Annotated in this window: 9 protein-coding genes; 8 read left to right on the top strand and 1 reads right to left on the bottom strand. The window is 62.5% G+C overall.

The genetic code is table 11. From position 1 onward, the window contains the following. Positions 1-9: 9 nt before the first annotated feature. The 8 genes from HHL14_RS27205 to HHL14_RS27170 all read left to right on the top strand — a co-directional run bounded on the left by HHL14_RS27205 (position 10) and on the right by HHL14_RS27170 (position 15,677). Positions 10-657, top strand: a complete 648-nt coding sequence (locus HHL14_RS27205; RefSeq protein ID WP_169500693.1) for a glucosaminidase domain-containing protein — start codon at positions 10-12, stop codon at positions 655-657. Continuing rightward, a complete protein-coding gene (locus HHL14_RS27200; protein ID WP_169500692.1) occupies positions 650-11,791 on the top strand; it encodes an LPD38 domain-containing protein in 11,142 nt (3,713 codons plus the stop codon). Before HHL14_RS27205 ends, HHL14_RS27200 begins: the two co-directional genes overlap by 8 nt. 84 nt (positions 11,792-11,875) lie before the next feature. Then, positions 11,876-12,274 (top strand): putative holin, encoded by a 399-nt coding sequence (locus tag HHL14_RS27195; protein WP_169500691.1) that lies wholly within the window; start codon positions 11,876-11,878, stop codon positions 12,272-12,274. Further along, entirely contained in the window at positions 12,255-12,695 is a 441-nt protein-coding gene (locus HHL14_RS27190; RefSeq protein WP_169500690.1) for a hypothetical protein, read from the top strand. The genes HHL14_RS27195 and HHL14_RS27190 overlap by 20 nt, the downstream gene beginning before the upstream one ends. A gap of 71 nt (positions 12,696-12,766) precedes the next feature. After that, entirely contained in the window at positions 12,767-13,528 is a 762-nt protein-coding gene (locus HHL14_RS27185) for a lysozyme (protein ID WP_169500689.1), read from the top strand. Next, entirely contained in the window at positions 13,525-13,842 is a 318-nt protein-coding gene (locus tag HHL14_RS27180) for a hypothetical protein (RefSeq protein WP_169500688.1), read from the top strand. The genes HHL14_RS27185 and HHL14_RS27180 overlap by 4 nt, the downstream gene beginning before the upstream one ends. After that, a complete protein-coding gene (locus tag HHL14_RS27175; protein ID WP_169500687.1) occupies positions 13,839-14,057 on the top strand; it encodes a hypothetical protein in 219 nt (72 codons plus the stop codon). The genes HHL14_RS27180 and HHL14_RS27175 overlap by 4 nt, the downstream gene beginning before the upstream one ends. A gap of 366 nt (positions 14,058-14,423) precedes the next feature. Continuing rightward, the gene (locus tag HHL14_RS27170) at positions 14,424-15,677 is read left to right on the top strand and encodes a tyrosine-type recombinase/integrase (protein WP_169500686.1); all 1,254 of its coding nucleotides are present in this window, start codon (positions 14,424-14,426) and stop codon (positions 15,675-15,677) included. 172 nt (positions 15,678-15,849) lie between these two features. Here the strand turns inward: HHL14_RS27170 and HHL14_RS27165 are convergent, their stop codons facing one another. Further along, on the bottom strand, positions 15,850-17,169 hold the full coding sequence (locus HHL14_RS27165; RefSeq protein ID WP_169500685.1) for an MFS transporter: 1,320 nt from the start codon (positions 17,167-17,169) through the stop codon (positions 15,850-15,852). Positions 17,170-17,179 lie beyond the last annotated feature (10 nt).

Here is a 17,179-nt window from a genome sequence, read left to right as displayed (position 1 = left end):
GCCACGTACATGCCGCTCGCGCAGCGCGTCGGCGCAAAGCTCGGTGTCGCTCCCAATGCGATCCTCTCCCAGCTCGCGCTCGAAACCGGGTGGGGCAAAAGCGTGATTCCGGGAACGAACAACCTCGGAAACATCAAGGCGTCCGACGGGCGCGGCGTCGCCGCGCGCGACAACCAGACGGGCGCCGTTGATGCGTATCGTGCATATGGCTCGCCCGATGCTTTTGCGGACGACTATGCGAGCCTCATCGCGCGCAAGTATCCCGCCGCGGTGGACAGCGGCAATGACATCGGCCGCTTCGCTTCGGCGCTGAAACAGGGCGGCTATGCGCAAGATCCGAACTACGTAAGCAAGCTCGCCAACGTGTACGGGACCATCACGGGCGCGCCGTCCTCACCTGACTCGCGCGCAGCGCAGCAGCCATTCGACGAAAGCGCGGCCGCGCTCTATGGCATCTCACCAGACGCGGCAGGCATCGGCGCCGCCCCGGCGCTGAAGCTGTCGATGTCGCCTGGTCCGATTTCGAAACCGCTTCTCGATCAGCAGGCGATCGCATACGGCGCAACGTCGCAAGCCACGAACACACAGCAATCCACGGTCCCCGATTGGGGATCGTGGGTCGACAACTACGTTAAAAGCATCGTCCGCAATGCCTGAAATCCAGACTCCCTATCTTCCCGCTGAAGAAGATACCGAAGGGCGCTTGCGCGCGCTCGGTGTGCTCTCTCCATACACTCCGGCCGCCGCCGCGGCCTATGGCCTGCCTGACAACGCTGCGCCGGCGCCGGCACCCACTCCCGCCGCCGCGCAACCGGTCGGCCCGGCCGCGCCAAGCTGGAGCGCGTACAAGGCGGCGAACAATTTCGATAGCCCGCAAATGGACTATCTGGGTAAGCAGCAAATCTGGGATTCGTACCGGAACAACATAATTGGCGACATTGCGTCTGCCAATCGCGAAGATCCGGGCACGCTGCGCGATTATTTCGACCAGACCTACGCGGCCGACAAGCCGAAGGCTCCAACGCGTTCAGCGCTCGACGCCGTGACCGATACGCTCGGCGCGGCGGCCGGTGGCGCTGCGGGCTCGCTTAAGAGTGTCGTCGACCTGTTCGCGCCGGGTTCTGCTGCCTCGACTTGGCTCGGCGACGAACAGAAGTACTACGGCAACAATGCATCGCCGGTTGTGCAGGACGAGCAAAAGCGCGTCGCGCGCGAAGTGGCCGAGGACGAGGCGAAGGGCGGCAGCGGTATCGGGCCGTCGATTGCCGGCATGGTGCGAAGCCCACTGCAGACCGCCGCGGAATTTGCGGGCGGCGTGGCGCCCGCGCTTGCGGCCGGCGCGCTGACGGGCGGCAGTGGCCTGCTCGCTGAAGCGCCCGCCGCCGTGGCGCGCGCCGCGCAATTCGTGGGGCCTGCCGTCATGGCGGCGCAAGGCGGCGGCCAGGTGCGCGGCGCGGTCTATGACAAGTTGCAGTCAACGCCCGATGCAGCGCTTCTGTCGTCGAGTCCGGCATACGCGCGACTTCGGCAGGCGGGCATGAGCGAACCTGACGCCAAGGCCGAGCTCGCGAGCGTCGCGCGCAACTGGCCCGAGATCGGCAGCGCGGCACTCCTGAATGCCGTGACCGCGCGTATCGCGCCGGTCGAGCGTCGTCTCGCCGGTTTGCCGGGGGCGCTCTCGCGCCCGGCGGCGGCGGGTGTCGAAGCTGCGACGAACGCTGCACAGGGCGGCGGCACGCAGCTCGCCACGAACGTCGCGCTGCAGGGCGTCGACCCGACGCAGCAATTGTCGCAAGGCGTCGGGCAAGCGACGGCGGCAGGCGCGGTATTGGGTGGCCTCGCGGGTGCCGCGTTCGGCGCGCATGCGCCGAACGCGGCAGACGAGGCCGCATCTGCCAGCGCGCCGCAGACGACGGCCGCCGATGCGGCCATCCCGCCGAATAGCGTGGCCGTGCGTCCTGACGCGAACTTGACCGCAGACGGTCGAGCGACGGTCGCAGACGCGCAATACAACGTCATGCCCGATGACATCACGGCGGTACTCGACACGTTGCCGAAAGTCGTGAAGCGCGATTACGTGGCGAACCATCTGGCATCGGATCTACGCAACGGCACGCTTGAGCAAACCGCGCAGCAGCAGAATTCGTTGGGCCGCGCTGCGCAGGCGCTACTTGATCGCATCAGCGTGCGCGCATTGCCCGCACCTCCTCTCCGGCTGAGTGGTCCTGCGCGACCCGGCGATGCGGCGGCGGCCGCTGGCACGCCGACGCCCACAGGCCTGTCCGTTGAAGGCTCGGCGTACAACGCGACCTCCGATGACATCACCGCGGCGCTGAGTTCGCTGCCGAAGATGTACAACCGCCAGTGGGCGACTGACTATCTGACGTCCGCACTGCGTAACGGCTCGCTCGAAGACGCAGCACGCCAGCAGAATTCGATCGGCCGTGCGGCGCAAACGCTGCTTGCGCGCGTGCAGGAGCGCTCGGCCCCGCGCCAACTTGGCGCTCCGGAAACTCGTGCTGCGCTGCCGTCGCCGGACATGCCCGACGTGGGCGGCGACACCCTGGTCGACGCGTCAGGCGCCGCGCGCGCGCCGACCTATCAGGAGTCGGCAGACGCGCGCGCGGCACGCCAGAACGCGCTGGATTCCGGCCTTACGCCCGACGTGCGTGCTGCGCAGGATGCGCGCGCGCGCCCGGGTGACGGCGCGATGCCGGACGACGATACAGCCACGCAATCCGCAGCCGGAAGCGCCGCCGCAGAGACTGCCGCGCCGACGAGCGACAACTCGCCGCCGATGGTGTTGCAGAACCGCGATCGGCAAACGGCGGGCGCGATCGCGCAGATGAACGCGATCGCTGCCGATCCCGACCCGGGCCGTCTCTCGTTCTCGCGCGACTTTGCGAATGGCGCGCCGGTCGTCGAAGCGAACCCGGACGCTCCGATCCCAGCCGCGCAGTTGGGGCGCGAGGACTACAGCGTGACGGCGGACGGCCGCCGCGTGCCCGTGCAATACGCGGTCGTCGACGCCGACACGCTGCTGACGTCGAACAACGCAGACGGCACGCCGAACACGAGCTATGCACAGGGCGAGCCTGACCGGCTGCGGGCGATCGCTGGCAATGGTCGCGTCGCGGGGTTGCAAGCCGCATACGAGCGGGGCACGGCTGGCAGCTATCGATCGGGCATCGGCGCCGACTCTGCGCTCACGGGTGTCGCGCCTGGTGTGATAGCGAAGATGCGCAACCCTGTCCTTGTGCGCGTGATGCCGCGCGAGGCTGTCACGCACGATATTGGCGATGTGTCGAACACGACAGGGACCGCGGCACTCTCGCCAGTCGAGCAGGCAGCGAACGACGCGCAGCGCGTCAATCTGGAGGCGATGGACTTCAGCGACGCCGGCGAGCCGACGCCGCAGACCGTGCGCCAGTTCGTGCAGGCGATGCCTGTCGGCGAGCGCGTGGGCATGCTCAATCCTGACGGCTCACCCACGCGTCAGGCAGTCGACCGGCTGATGTCAGCGACGTTCCACAAGGCGTATGGTGACCCCGAGCTCGTGCGGCTGTACGCACAGGCGACGGACCCGGAGGCGCGCACGGTGCTCGGCGGCATGGCGAGCGCAGCGGGCTCAATGGCGCGTCTTGAGGGAGCGGGCGATCTGGACGTTCGCCCGCTCGTCACGGACGCGGCACGATTGGCCGTGAACGCGCGCCGCTCCGGCGCGAAGTTGCAGGATCTCGCACGCCAGGGCGACATCGCGATGTCGCCGGATGCCCGCGTATTCGTGCGCCTGTTCGCGGACAATGCGCGTTCAGGAAAGCGTATTGGCGAGGCACTGCAACGTGTGGCAGACTTCGCGCACGACGAAGCGACGAAGCCGACCGAGGACATGTTCGGCACCGTCGAGCGCGCGAACCGCGCGCAAGTACTGGAGAACGTTGATGACACCACAAGGCCGCAAAATCTGGGCGTCGCCGTCGGGCGTGAGCCTGCTCAACAAGATCGTGTTCGACAAGACGCTGGCGCCGCGCGATCGGCAGACGGTCGACCTGTTGAAGAAGGCAGGGCCGCCGGACCGCGCGAAGTTGCAACTGGTGGCGGGCAAAGGAACGAGGTAGAAGGCCGCGACAGCGAGCCGCTGCTCGGGAGCCAGACGCCGGATGAACTTCGGGCGCGTGACGAGCAGCAGCGCGCCCACGCGGCAGACCGGGCGCGAACGCAAAGGCAGGCAGAGGAGCGGGCGCAAGCCGACGATGAGGCGAAGGACTTCCGTCTTACCGGCAGCGATCGCGCAGCGGATGTCGCGGCGGCGCATGGGCAAGGTGATCTGCTCGAAGCAGGGGCCGAACAGCACGATCGAAACGGACATGTAGAGCGACGCCCCAAACTGTCCGGCACTGATCGGATCGACTATCCGGTTGGCCGGGGTAGCGAGGCGATAGTTAAGGCTAAGCGGGACGTCGTGGATTACATGAACGGGGACATTACCCGTTCGGAGCTACTTGCCGAACTCAATAAATCCGGTTTGCAAGAGGGCGAGTTGGCGATGGTTGCGCATCGTCTCGGCGACGACTCCCTGATGTCCGGTGAAGTCGACAGGCTCGTTAAAGGACAGTGGCGGCCCGATAATCAATCTCGATTTGATCGAACAGGAGAATCAGGTGACCGAAGTACCGCAGTGGATCTGGAACGAGATCGCACGCGACGAGCAACTGGCGACGCCGTGGGCGCGCAAAATGTTCGCGGCGACGCCGGACGAAGTGACGAAGGAACTGGACCAGCAGGCAGCAGCGCTGCGGGCGAGGGGCGTGCCCAACAAGGTGATCGGGGCGTATCAGACGGTTCTTCCGCTGTGGCTGGAGCGGCACGCGATCAACGAGTACGTGAGCCACGCAAACGATCCGCAGTTGCGGGCGATGCTGCCGGAGCTGACCGAAGTGAGCGAAGCGGTGGATCTGATGACGAAGCAGTACGGGCTGACCGCGGAGAACGCGGGGACGCTGTACGATCTGCTCGAGCAGAAACCGGTGAGCTGACCGAGCGTATTGCGGCACAGGAGAAGGCCGACCGTGATACCAAGGTCAAGGTCGGCGACCTCGCGAACATTCGCGAGACACTTCCGGTCCTCTTGCCGGAACAGCAGGATGACGTTGCAAAAGCGGAGCGGCGGTTCTTCAGGGACGACCAACCCGGCATCCTGTTCACGAACGGAACGGGCACTGGCAAGACATATACGGGCTTGGGAATTGCAAAGCGATTCGACCGTCTAGGTAAGCACAATATTCTCTTTCTCGCGCCCACCGACGCAAAAGTAAAAGACTGGATCGAGGACGGCAAGAATCTCAAGCTCAATATTTCGCAGCTCGAAAGCACGAGTGACGCCGGCAAGGGCCGCGTAGCGACGACGTACGCGAATTTCGGGCAGAACGAAGCGTTGGTGCATCGGAATTGGGATCTGATCGTCGCCGACGAATCGCATTACCTCATGAGCAACGAGGCGGGCGTGTCGACGGACGCGCTTCAGCGACTGCGTGAACTCACGAATCACCCCGATGCGCTGCGCCTGAAAGCGCAATCGTATTTCGCCAAAGAGGCGCGAGAGCTCAAGGCCGCCGAAGATGCGCGGCTCAATGAATTGCAGCGCGCCGGGATGCATCAAGGCGCGGCCGCAGAGCAGATGCGGAAAGAGTTCGAGGACCGCCGCGGCGCACTTAACCAAAAGGTCGAAGCACAATACGACGACATCAAGGACGAGAAGCCTTCGAATGTCGTGTTTCTCTCGGCGACGCCGTTCGCCTATCACAAGACGCTCGACTACGGTAACGGCTACCTTTGGCCGGCGTGGAGGCACGGCAACGGTTATGGCACGAGCGAGCGCGATCAATTCTATTTACAGAACCTTGGCTATCAGTGGCGTTATCACCGCCTCGAATCGCCGTCGGCAGAAGTGAATCAGTCGTACCTCGAACGTGAGCTGCATCGCAAGCTGGTGGAGTCGGGCGCCGTGTCGGGTCGCAAGCTCGAACTTGACCGCGACTACTCGCGTGATTTTGTTGAAATCGAGAGCGGTGCGGGCCGGAAGATCGATGCGGCGCTTAGCGCTATACGCGATCACAAAGGGCCGTACAAGCTACTGGGTGAGTACGTTCACGACCGATTCGACTACCACGCACGCAACCGGCTGCTGGAGAACCTGAAAGCTGACGACGCGGTGGAGCGCGCGAAGAAACACCTTGCGCTCGGCCGCAAGGTGGTCGTGTTTCATGGGTACAAGACGGGCCACACGATCAACCCGTTCGACTTTCCCGAGCGTTTGCCGTCAGATATCGGCACGCACCAAGGCAACGCCCATGAAAAATGGCGTGCCGAGTTGCAGCAATTCCGCAGCGAATTCCCCGACATTGGCCGGATGAACTTCAACCGGCTCGGCAATCCTATCGAGGCTTTCACGAAGGCATTCGGCGACCGGCTCGCGCTCGTGAACGGCGACGTGCCCAAGGGCCAACGCGTTAAGAACATCCGCGAGTTCAACAAGGACGGCGGCAAGAAAGACGTGATTCTCGTCCAGACGAAGGCCGGCAAAGAAGGCATCAGTCTGCACGACACGACCGGCAAGCACCAGCGTGCGCTGATTGCCCTGCCGTTGCCAACGAGTCCCACGGATGCGATCCAGATCGAGGGCCGCATTTACAGAACGGGCAACAAGTCGCACGCGGCTGTCGAATACATGAAGGCGGGGCTGGACTTCGAGCAGCACACGTTCGCGAACACGATCGCGCAGCGCGCGCGCACGGCCGAGAACTTCGCGCTCGGCCACGGCGCCCGCGACCTTGAACGTGCATTCAAGGACGGTTACATCAACAGTTCGGCGTTTGAGCCGCACGAAGGTCAGGGCGTAGGCGGTAAGGAGGCTGACCATTCCGCCGATACGCTTACTCCGTACCAGAAGGCCGAAACGCTGTATTTCGCGAAGCAGAAAGAGCGCGGTCGGCGTGACCAGCGACACGGCAAGGACTGGTACGCCACGCCGGAGCCGGTGGGCCTGAAGATGGTCGAGTGGGCCGGGTTGCGTCCTGGCGAGAAGGCGCTGGAGCCGTCAGCCGGCGACGGCGCGATCGCGCGGTTTTTCCCCGAGCAGACGCAGAACACGTTTATCGAGCCGTCGAACGAGCTGCAATCACGGCTTGCGCTGAACGCGCGCGGCGAGGTCAAGCCGACCACGTTCGAGGAACACCACGTCGTCAACAAGTACGACGGGATCGTGATGAACCCGCCGTTTGGCGTGGGCGGCAAGACGGCTATCGACCATGTGGAAAAGGCCATGATCCATCTGCGCGATGGTGGGCGGATTGTTGCGCTGATTCCAGAAGGTATTTCTGCCGACAAGCGTCTGCAGGCGCTCTTGGAGAGCGACGCAGCGAAGCACGTCTATACCGTGGCCGATGTGTCGCTACCAACGTCGGCATTCGAGCGAGCGGGTACTGGCGTTAAGACGCATATCGTCGTGCTGGAGAAACAGACCAATCCGGAGGCGGCCGCGCGCCTGCACATGCGTACGGTCGATCTGTCCGGCGCGGCCACGCCAAAGGAACTGTTCAAACGCCTCGAACACGTCGAGTTTGCCGAGCGTGCGCCTATGCCCGAATCCGGTAAGCGCGGTGCGGGCGCGGCGCGCTTCTCGCGCGCGGAGAGTGAGAGTGGGCTGACCAGCGACGAGGTGCGTCGCGCGATCGACGCCGATACCTATGGCCACAACGTCGACGTGTACGACACGCTCGCCGATGCGCCCGACTATGTGCGGCGTCAGGCGGAGCGCGAAGGCGCCGACGACGTGGAAGGCTTCTTCGATCCGCGTACGAATCGCGTCGCGCTGATCGCGGGCAATCTGCGCAGCGCCGAGCGCGCGCGCGAGGTCGCGCGGCACGAACTTATCGGCCACTACGGCATCGAGAACATGGTCGGGCGCGAGACGATGAACGAGCTCGCGCGCAAGGTTCTGACTGCCGAGCGCCTCGGAAACAAGGTGTTTCGCGAGATTGGTGCGGAGGTGGACCGGACTCAGCCTGATCTTCCTGACGGGCGCCGCGCTCGCGAGATTATCGCGATGATGGCCGAGCGCAACATGCAGAACAGCGTCGTGCGCCGCGTGCTGGACGGTGTGCGTCAGTTTCTCAGGAAGATCGGGCTGCTGCGGGGTGACACGACGGATGCTGAAATCGCGGGGCTGCTGCGCGAGGCACAAGCGCATCTGAAGGAACAGGGGCGTCCGTCGATCGCGAACCCGGAAGCCACTGCTGCATTCACGCGCCAGGGTGACGGTGGCGCCGAATCGAGTTTCGGTCAGCGCGCGGACCTGTTCGAGCATCCTGATATGCCAGTCACGCGTCTGACCGGCCGCGAGCTGGGCAATCCGAACGGTGGCAAGGCTTTTATGCGCGCACAGGCAATCAAGGCAATTCGCGAGTTCGCAGATGCGCCAGCAGCGGACAGGACGAACGCCGACACTGGTTGGACCTTTACGGTATCAAGGATAAATCGCAGCAAGATTGCCGAAGACCGCGCGGCGCCGGTTACGCAGTTGCAGGCAATCGCAGGGCTTCGCGATCTTGTGCAGCACGCGGTTCTTGCGGAAACCCATACGGATCTAAAACATAGCAATCCGGACGTCAAGGCAATCCACCGACTGTACGCGCCGCTCGAAATTGCAGGCGTGCCATATCGTGCGAAGCTGACGGTGAAAGACTATACGTTGAACGATGGGACGGCGCGGAAGAACTTGCACGCGCTGGAGACGGTGGAGCTTGAGAGGGCCGACGGGGCTCGGAATGGTTCTGACGTGGCAGGCCGCCAATCCCAACCGCCGGATGTCACCGCTGGGAACGTTCCTGACCTCAGTGCCACGCTTAAGGACAGGTCAACCAACCACGGCGACACCATGAGTATAGCCGAACTTTTGCGCGGCGCTGAGCGCGACGGCGACGGCAAGCCGTTCGGGCCGGTCGACGCGTCATTCTCGCGCGCCGGCACGCCGCGGGCTCCGGTTCCCATGGCCGAGCGCGAGCCAACCGTGCTCGAGCGGATGCGCGAAATGTGGCGCAACCCGCAGAGCTCGAAGGATACGGCCCGCGCGCTCCTGTCGGAAGGCTCGCGCGCGGCACAGCCCGAGTGGCTTGAGAACTTCGTGACTGCCGCGTTTGACCATCGCAATCCGGTTGAGCAGGTAATCCGGCGCACTGGCGATACGGCGGCGGGCCGCGCGCTGCGCAACACGATGCGCTCGTTCGAAGCCGCGACACAGGCCACGCTCAACCGCTTCAGCGAACGCAGTGTCGACCCGATGACTCGCGCGTTGAAAGACGCGTGGAAGCAGACCTTTTCGAAACAGGACTGGTACAAGGAGCACGGTTGGCGGCAATTCTTGCAGGACGTTGGGACAATCGGCAACCTCGTTAAGCATGGCCGCGAGCGCAACGCAGAGATCGCGCGCAAGACGGACGGTAATGACCTCGCGGGCTCGGGCGCAACGGATGCCGAGATTGCTGCGTTCGAAAAGCACTTCCGCGAATCAGCGCCAGGCCTGATCGAGTTCTACGAAGGGCTGTATCGCGACCACCTCAAGCCGATGCTCGAGTACGCGGACCAGACACGTAGAGAGGCGGGTCTGCTCACACCGGAGATGGAAGCGGCGCGCCCGAAATATGAGTGGTATCTCCCACTGTACGGCGACCCCGACGAAGTAGAGGGCGGCGGCGGGCTGCCCTCGGGCGGCAGTCTCAAGGCGCCGAAAGACAAGCAGGCGATGGGCCGTTCTGGAACGCTCGCGGATAACCCATTGCAGAACGTGCTTGTGTCGGTCGAGAGTGCCGTGCGCAATGCAGGTATGCAGAAGTTCAAGAAGGACTTCGCGAGCTTCGTGAAGGAGACGCCCGGCGCGAGAGCGCTGATGTCGGCGAAGGTGAACGAGGCGCCCAACTTCGAGATCTTCGAGAAGTACGTCGACAAGCGCGACGGGCTCGTGAAGCAGCGCGTGAAAGCGAACGCGGCGATGTCGCCGGATGCGATCGTGCTGCGTGACGGCGACCGCACGACGGTCATCCACGTCGGGAACCGCAAGGTACTGGACGCGATCAAGGGCACGAACCGCGCTCAAATTGACGGACTCATGGGCCTGCCGCTAAAGGCGACCCGCACACTCTCTCGCGTCTACACGAGCTGGAACCCGGTGTTCCCGTTCATGAACAAGATGCGCGACGTGATGTCGATGGCGTCGCTGGTGATGGCAGACGCGCCGACGAAAGACAAGCTCGGCGCGGTGCGCCGCATGCTTGCAAACAACGCGACGTTCACGCCGCAATGGCGGGCGAAACCGGGCAGCGAGTACCACTCGTGGCTCAAGCGGTTCGAAGATCTCGGCGGCGCAACGCAGTACGCCGACCTGTTCCGCGACGACATCATGAAGAACATCGAAAGCGAGTTTGGCAAGATGGCCGGCGTGAACACGAAGTTCAAGGCGAAGGCGGCCGCGCAGAAGATCGGCGACTTCATCGACCACGTGAATGAGCACATGGAAATGACCTCGCGCGTGTCGCTGTTCAAGGCGCTGGTCGAGTCGGGTGTGCCGGAGCGCGACGCAATGCTCTATGCCAAGAACACGATGAACTTCGAGACGAAGGGCAAGATCGGGCAGCAGCTTGGCGCGCTCTACACGTTCGCCGGGCCCGCGATGTACGACGCGCGGCGCATGGCGCAGGCGCTGCGCACACCGCGCGGCGCGGCCGTGATGGCTGCGCACTTCGCTCTCATGTATGGCTTGTACGGTGCGCTGAAGGCAATGGGCGGACAGGACGACGATGGGGTTGACCGGCTCAACAAGGTGCCGGTCTCGCAGTCGGGGCGCTATCTGACGATGATCGATCCATCCGACCCGGACGGACGAGGTTTCAAGATTCCCGTCGGCTTCGGGTTTCAGCGCATCGCGCTCACACTCGCGGCAGCACTCCATCGTTATGCCGACGGCGTGGACGATACCGGCACGTTCCTGAGCAACACACTGAAGGATGGCGTTCTGTCGAACTTCAGCCCGCTTGATCCGACCGACATTGACCCGTCAAAAGACCTGTCTCAGTGGGCTATGCAGCAGTTTGCGCCGAGTGTCGCGAAGCCTTTGTTGCAGCTCGCTCTCAACTCGACGGGCCAGGGTAACCCGATTCATAAGCCTGACGAATGGACCGGCAACAAGCTCCACTTCGAACAGGCATGGCCGCAGACGTCGGGATTGTTTCGCGGGCTTGCGAAGCAGATTTACGACAGCACGGGCGTCGATGTGTATCCGGAGACGTTGCAATTTCTCATGCGCAGCTACGGCGGCGGTGGCGCGCTCGACGCGATCAAGGCGATCGATGCGCTTGGCGAAAAGGCAGACGTTGATAAGTACCTGACCGATATTCCGCTAGCGCGGTCGTTTGGTTCAGGGCCGCTCCCGCAAGACATGACGACGTTCCGCCAGAACTCAACGGACATCGACCGTCTCCAGAACGAGCGGGCGTATGCAGAGAAGCAGGGGACGCTCGACACGTTCGATGCTGCGAACCCGGGCATTGCGCCGCGCGCCGCGATCATGAAAGCAGCGAACGCCGAAATCAAGTCGCTGTATAAGGCGCGGCAGGAAGCGCTTACGGACGAAGATCCCGCACAGCGCCAGCAGCGCGCGCTTGATGTCAACCGGCGGATTCGCGCGGTCCAGATGCGCGCGAACAAAGCCTATCAGGAAGCATTGGCGAACGCCGGATAACCGGCTTCGCGTTCACCCTGCCGCCTTCGGGCGGTTTTTTCGTTTACGGCCGCCACGCGCGGCCGTTTTTTTTAAGGAGAGTCGATGACCGAACCTGTTTCTTCCGCGGGAGCAGTTGTCGCGGCCGGGTTGACGAGCGGGGTAGTGCTCACGGCACTGCGATCGCAAGTGGACCCCGGCATGGTGGCGGGCATTCTGTGCGGATCTTTTGTTTTTCTGACGCGCTCGCGCGAGTCGTCGCGGTGGCGCAAGGCACTCTATTTTTTCGTGTCGCTGATTGGCGGTTATCACCTCGCGCAGTGGGGAGCCACACGTTGGCCGACGATCTCTACGTGGGCGATCGGCTTCGGCACGAGCGCCTCGGTGGTGACGGTTGCCGTTCTGGTGCTTGACTGGCTGGAGCGGAACGTCTCGCCGATGCTCGACGACCTGCGCGAGCGCTGGCTTGGAAAAGGAGAAAAGCATGACGAACCTCGCAGCTGACGTTACTGCCTTCGTACTGTCCGAGATGCGCTACGTCTACGTCGCGATGCAATACCTGCATGCACGTGACGGGCTGGATTTCACACTGCTGATTCTCAACGGTGTCGTCGGTCTGCGGATTTTCTGGCATCTCGCCTTTCCTCACATCGAGCAGGACGAAGTCGTGCCGCTCGGCGCGAATCTGGTTCGCTGGTCACTCGTTGGCGCGAGTGCGGCGCTGTCGTACCGCATCTTTACAGGCCACTACCTGACGCCATTCGATGCCTCGGAGCTGCCGTTCAATCTGTGCATCTGGCTGATGGCCGAACTGCTGCGCGGCGACGTGCGGCCCGTCTGGGATCTGTTGTCGGAGCGCTGGAAAAAACGGCGTGACGAACGCCGGCGAATTTTTGGAGGAAAGCGGAATAGCCGGCGTGCGTGACAGTGCCGGGCGCCCGCGATCTGTCGATGGTCGGCGCGCGGGTGTCCCGGCGTAGCGAAACAGGAGGAAGCATGTTCAGCAAGCTGATTTCATTTTTCAAATCGCTGTTCGGTGGTGGAGTAGCTACGCAGGAGGTATTAGACATGCAGGGATTACAGACTATTGCGGCAGAGCCGCAGCCGCCAGCGGCAACGCCGGTTGCTGATGCGCCGCAGCCGGCCGGGGCACCGGTCGCAACCGTGCCGACGTGGATCGAACTGTGCCGGCCGCTCGTGCAGCACTTCGAGAACTGCTATCTGACGGCATACCCTGACCCGGGCTCTGCACTCGCGAAAGTGTTGCAGGGGCGCGGTCTATGGCAGAAGACGCTCAATGGTGCGGCGATTCCTGCGGACCTGCAATCACTGAGCGGCGCGCCGTGGACGTGTGGATGGGGCAGCACCGGCACGGACGTAAAGCAGGGCACGGTGTGGACACAGGCGTTCGCCGATGCACGGCTCGATGCGCAGATTAACGAAGCAGCGGCGGCGGTCGATCGCGCCGTGAAGGTGGCGTTGGCGCCGCGGGAGAAAGCTGCGCTGACGAGCATCGTGTACAACGTCGGGCCGGGCCGTGCGGCGGCCGGCAATGACCAGGGGCGCGACGGTATTGTGGTGCTGGCAAGCGGCAAGCCGTCGACGTTGCTCTCGAAGCTGAATGCAGGTGACAAGCCTGGCGCGGCCGATCAGTTCCCGGCCTGGAACAAGTCGGGCGGCGTAGTGAGCAATGGGCTTGTGCGACGTCGCGCGGCCGAGCGCAGCCTCTTTCTCACCGGTACCTGGAGCACATCATGAGCGCGATCTGGCAGTTTCTGATTGGCGGCGCTGGCGTGGTCGTGGCGGCTGTCGTCGGGTTGTTCGCGTGGGGCAAGAAGAAGGAAGCCGATGCGCATGTCGCACAGGCCGAGGCCAGCGAAGCGAAGGCGAAGCAGGAGACAGCAGACGTGAAAGCGGCGGTCGAGCTGGGGAATGCTGCCGCAGCCAAGGTGGGGGAACAGGCCGTAGCGAACCGCGTGAAAGCGGACGACCTGGCGGCGCAGCTTCAGGACGACGAACTCGACGCTGCGCTTCGCCGGCAAGGCGCGCTGCGCGATGGAGAACCGAAATGAAGGCCGTGCTGATTTCAATTTGCGTGACAGCCGCGCTCGCCGGCTGTGCGTCGCGCCCGTCGCCTCAACCCGTCGTCCAGACCCGAATCATCGATACGGGCTGCGACTGGACGCGGACGATAACCGCGAGCACAGCTGACACTGCGGAGACGAAACGGCAGATCATCGCGCACAACGACGCGCGTGCGGCGAACTGCCCGCCAGCCGATAAGTGACCCTGTTCGTAAGTCAAAAATCGTTCCGCAATTTTTTCGATTGTGACGACGTCATGGGATATTTGACGCCAAGAAACCATCTTTTTGCGGAACGATTTTCATTCTAGCTTATTGATTTATATGTAAATGCGGCCGGGCTTCAAACCCGGTTGAGGGCGTCAGACGCTCTCAGGATGGTTCGACTCCATCTGCCTTCCGCCAAATGGGCCTTCCGGGCTATTCCGACCTCTTCCGCTGACGTCCTCCAGGTCGCTGATTTTAAAGCGATTTGTGGGTAATGACGTGCTTGCGGCTACCGTTGATGTCCCGCACAATTTCTTCACGAAGTATGGGTAGCGATGTGGGTTTGTGGGTAGGGAGGGCAATATGGCTGGACGACAGTTGCATCGGCTCAGTGCGCTGCGGGTCGCGAAAGAGGTGGCACCGGGCCATTATGCGGATGGCGGTGGGCTCTACATGCAGATCGCGGACAGTGGTGCACGCTCGTGGGTGTTCCGGTTCAAACTGAACGGCCGGATGCGGGAGATGGGGCTCGGTCCACTCTCGCGGGTTTCTCTGGGCGAAGCGCGGAAGCTGGCCGCCGGGTACCGTGACATGGTCCGGGACCTTATCGATCCCATCCTTGCACGACGTGAGCAACAGCGCAGGCAGTTGCTCGACATATCGCCGGATGCTAACGTCACGTTTCGTGAAGCCACTGAAGCGTTTATCCGCGCGCATGAACCCCAGTGGCGAAATCACAAGCATGTCCAGCAGTCGGGAAACACGCTCAAAACGTACGCGTATCCGGTGATCGGTGACGTCCGCGTGCGCGACATCGACACGGCGATGATCGTGCGAATCCTTCAGCCGATCTGGACGAAGAAGGCCGAGACCGCGCGCCGTGTGCGCTTCCGCATCAAGGCGATCCTTGATGCGGAAGCGGTGCTGGGTCATCGCACTGGCAGCAACCCGGCACGGTACGTTGACCATCTGCAGCTTGTGTTGCCGAGGTCGAAGAAACGCTCCCAGGTGAATCACCATCCCGCACTACTCTGGGAGGACTTGCCGGCATTTATCCTTGAGCTTGAGCAGCGTCCCCGGCGTGCGGCGCGCGTATTGCATCTGCTCATCCTTACCGCGACCCGCACGAACGAGGTGCGTTTTGCGCGGCCGGAGGAGTTTGATCTTGTTGCCCGCATTTGGGTCATTCCTGGCGATCGTACGAAGAGCGGTCGGCCGCTTCGCGTACCGCTTTGTGATCGCGCTATCGAAATCGTGCGCAATGCACTACCCAAAGCGAAGTACGGTTATCTGTTCCCTGGTTGCAAGGAAGGGCGTCCGTTGTCGAACATGGCGATGCTGACGCTTCTGAGACGCATGTCTCGACATGGAATTACCGTGCATGGTTTCCGGTCGACGTTTCGTGACTGGGTTGCTGAATGTACGGATTATCCCGATTCGCTCGCAGAGGAAGCACTGGCTCACGTCATCGTATCGCAGACAGTGGCAGCCTACCGGCGTCGCGACCAACTCGAACGTCGGCGCCTGATGATGGAGGACTGGGGACTGTATTGCGGTAAAGCGCAGGTAGAGGCTGCGCAAATGGCGCCGGCAGCGGCAGAAGCATTCGCTGCGTGATAACGCTTCAAGGCATGGTCAGGCAGACTTCCCTGCCTTTGCATCCTGAGGTTGGCCCATTCGCGAAATCCAGTATGCCTTTCATGCGCACGGGTCGCATGCTTGCAGTTGACTCGTCGATCGACGCGCACAGGGTCGAGCGCCCAGTCCTCGACGATCCCCACGACAGGGCTCAGGTTTCGGGATTTGGGTCGAGGGCCTCAGGTTTTTCTCCGCTGACCCTCGACACCGTCTCGTTGCCACGGAGGATTGCGGCGAGCAGTGCACCCACCACCATGAGTGCTGCCATACTGTACGCCGGCAGCTTGTACGAACCGGAAGCCTGGAGTATCACGCCAAGTGCGTAAGGGCCGAAGAGGCCGCCAAGGTTTCCACAAAGACTGATTGCTGCGACGCCTTTCCCGGCCAGATCTCTCGTCAGGAAACTTGTTGGGATGGTCCAGAAAACGCCTTGCGCACCACCTAGCCCTACACTGCCGACGAACAGCAGCGCGAGCGCCAGCACCTGATCGCTTACGAGAGTAGCCGCGGCGAGACATAGGCTGCACAGAAGCAGTGGCACTATTACATGGTAGTAGCGTTCTCCCGACTCATCGGAGTGGCGTGAATTGAAATACATTCCGAGGCCGATGCCAAGCCATGGAAATGCGCTAACAACACCTGTTTTAAAGATACTAATGTTTGATAGCTGCTTGATTATCTGCGGCAGCCAGAACAGGATTCCGTACGCACTCGCTATCAAGACGAAGTAGAGTCCAGCCGCGGCCCAAATCTTGTGGCTCCAGAGCATGGCGCGCATCGAAGCAAGGGCGTGACCTTTTGAATCGGCATCGAGAGCATGCTGTTCGTTCAGCCAACGCTTGTCGGCGTCGGCGAGCCATGGCGCATCATCTGGACCGTCACGAACTATCTTAAGTGCGAATATTGCGAATGCAATAGTCAAAATCCCCTGTGCGAGAAACATCCAACGCCATCCAGATATCGCAAATGGGATAGTCTGATGTGACATTAACCACCCTGAAAGAGGCCCACCGACAACTACCGAAATGGGAACTGCCAGCATGGTCAAGCCGATTGCCGCGGCACGATATCTGTTCGGGATCCACAGACCACATAGATATACGATGCCCGGTGCAAATCCCGCTTCGGCGAGGCCGAGTAAAAAGCGTAACAAATAAAGTGAAGTAGTGCCTCGAACAAAGACCATTCCGATGGCCAGTACACCCCACAGCAATACCGAGACGAAGATCCACTTTCGGGCACCGTAGCGCATTAGCAAGGCAATGCTCGGGAATTGGAAAATCAGGTAGCCAGAGAAAAAGGCACTGATGGCTACTCCATACTCTCGCGGAGTGAGCCCGAGTTCCGCGTTCATCTGGAGAGCGGCGAAGCTGATGTTGACCCGGTCGATTGAACTGACGACGAGCAAGATGAGTAGCGGGAGGATGATACGCGTCCGAATCCGCCGAATAACTGCCTGATTCTCAATCATGAAGATTCCT

The organism is Paraburkholderia antibiotica (genome assembly GCF_012927125.1).
GTDB lineage: Bacteria > Pseudomonadota > Gammaproteobacteria > Burkholderiales > Burkholderiaceae > Paraburkholderia > Paraburkholderia antibiotica.
This window is presented reverse-complemented; position numbering and strand designations above follow the sequence as displayed.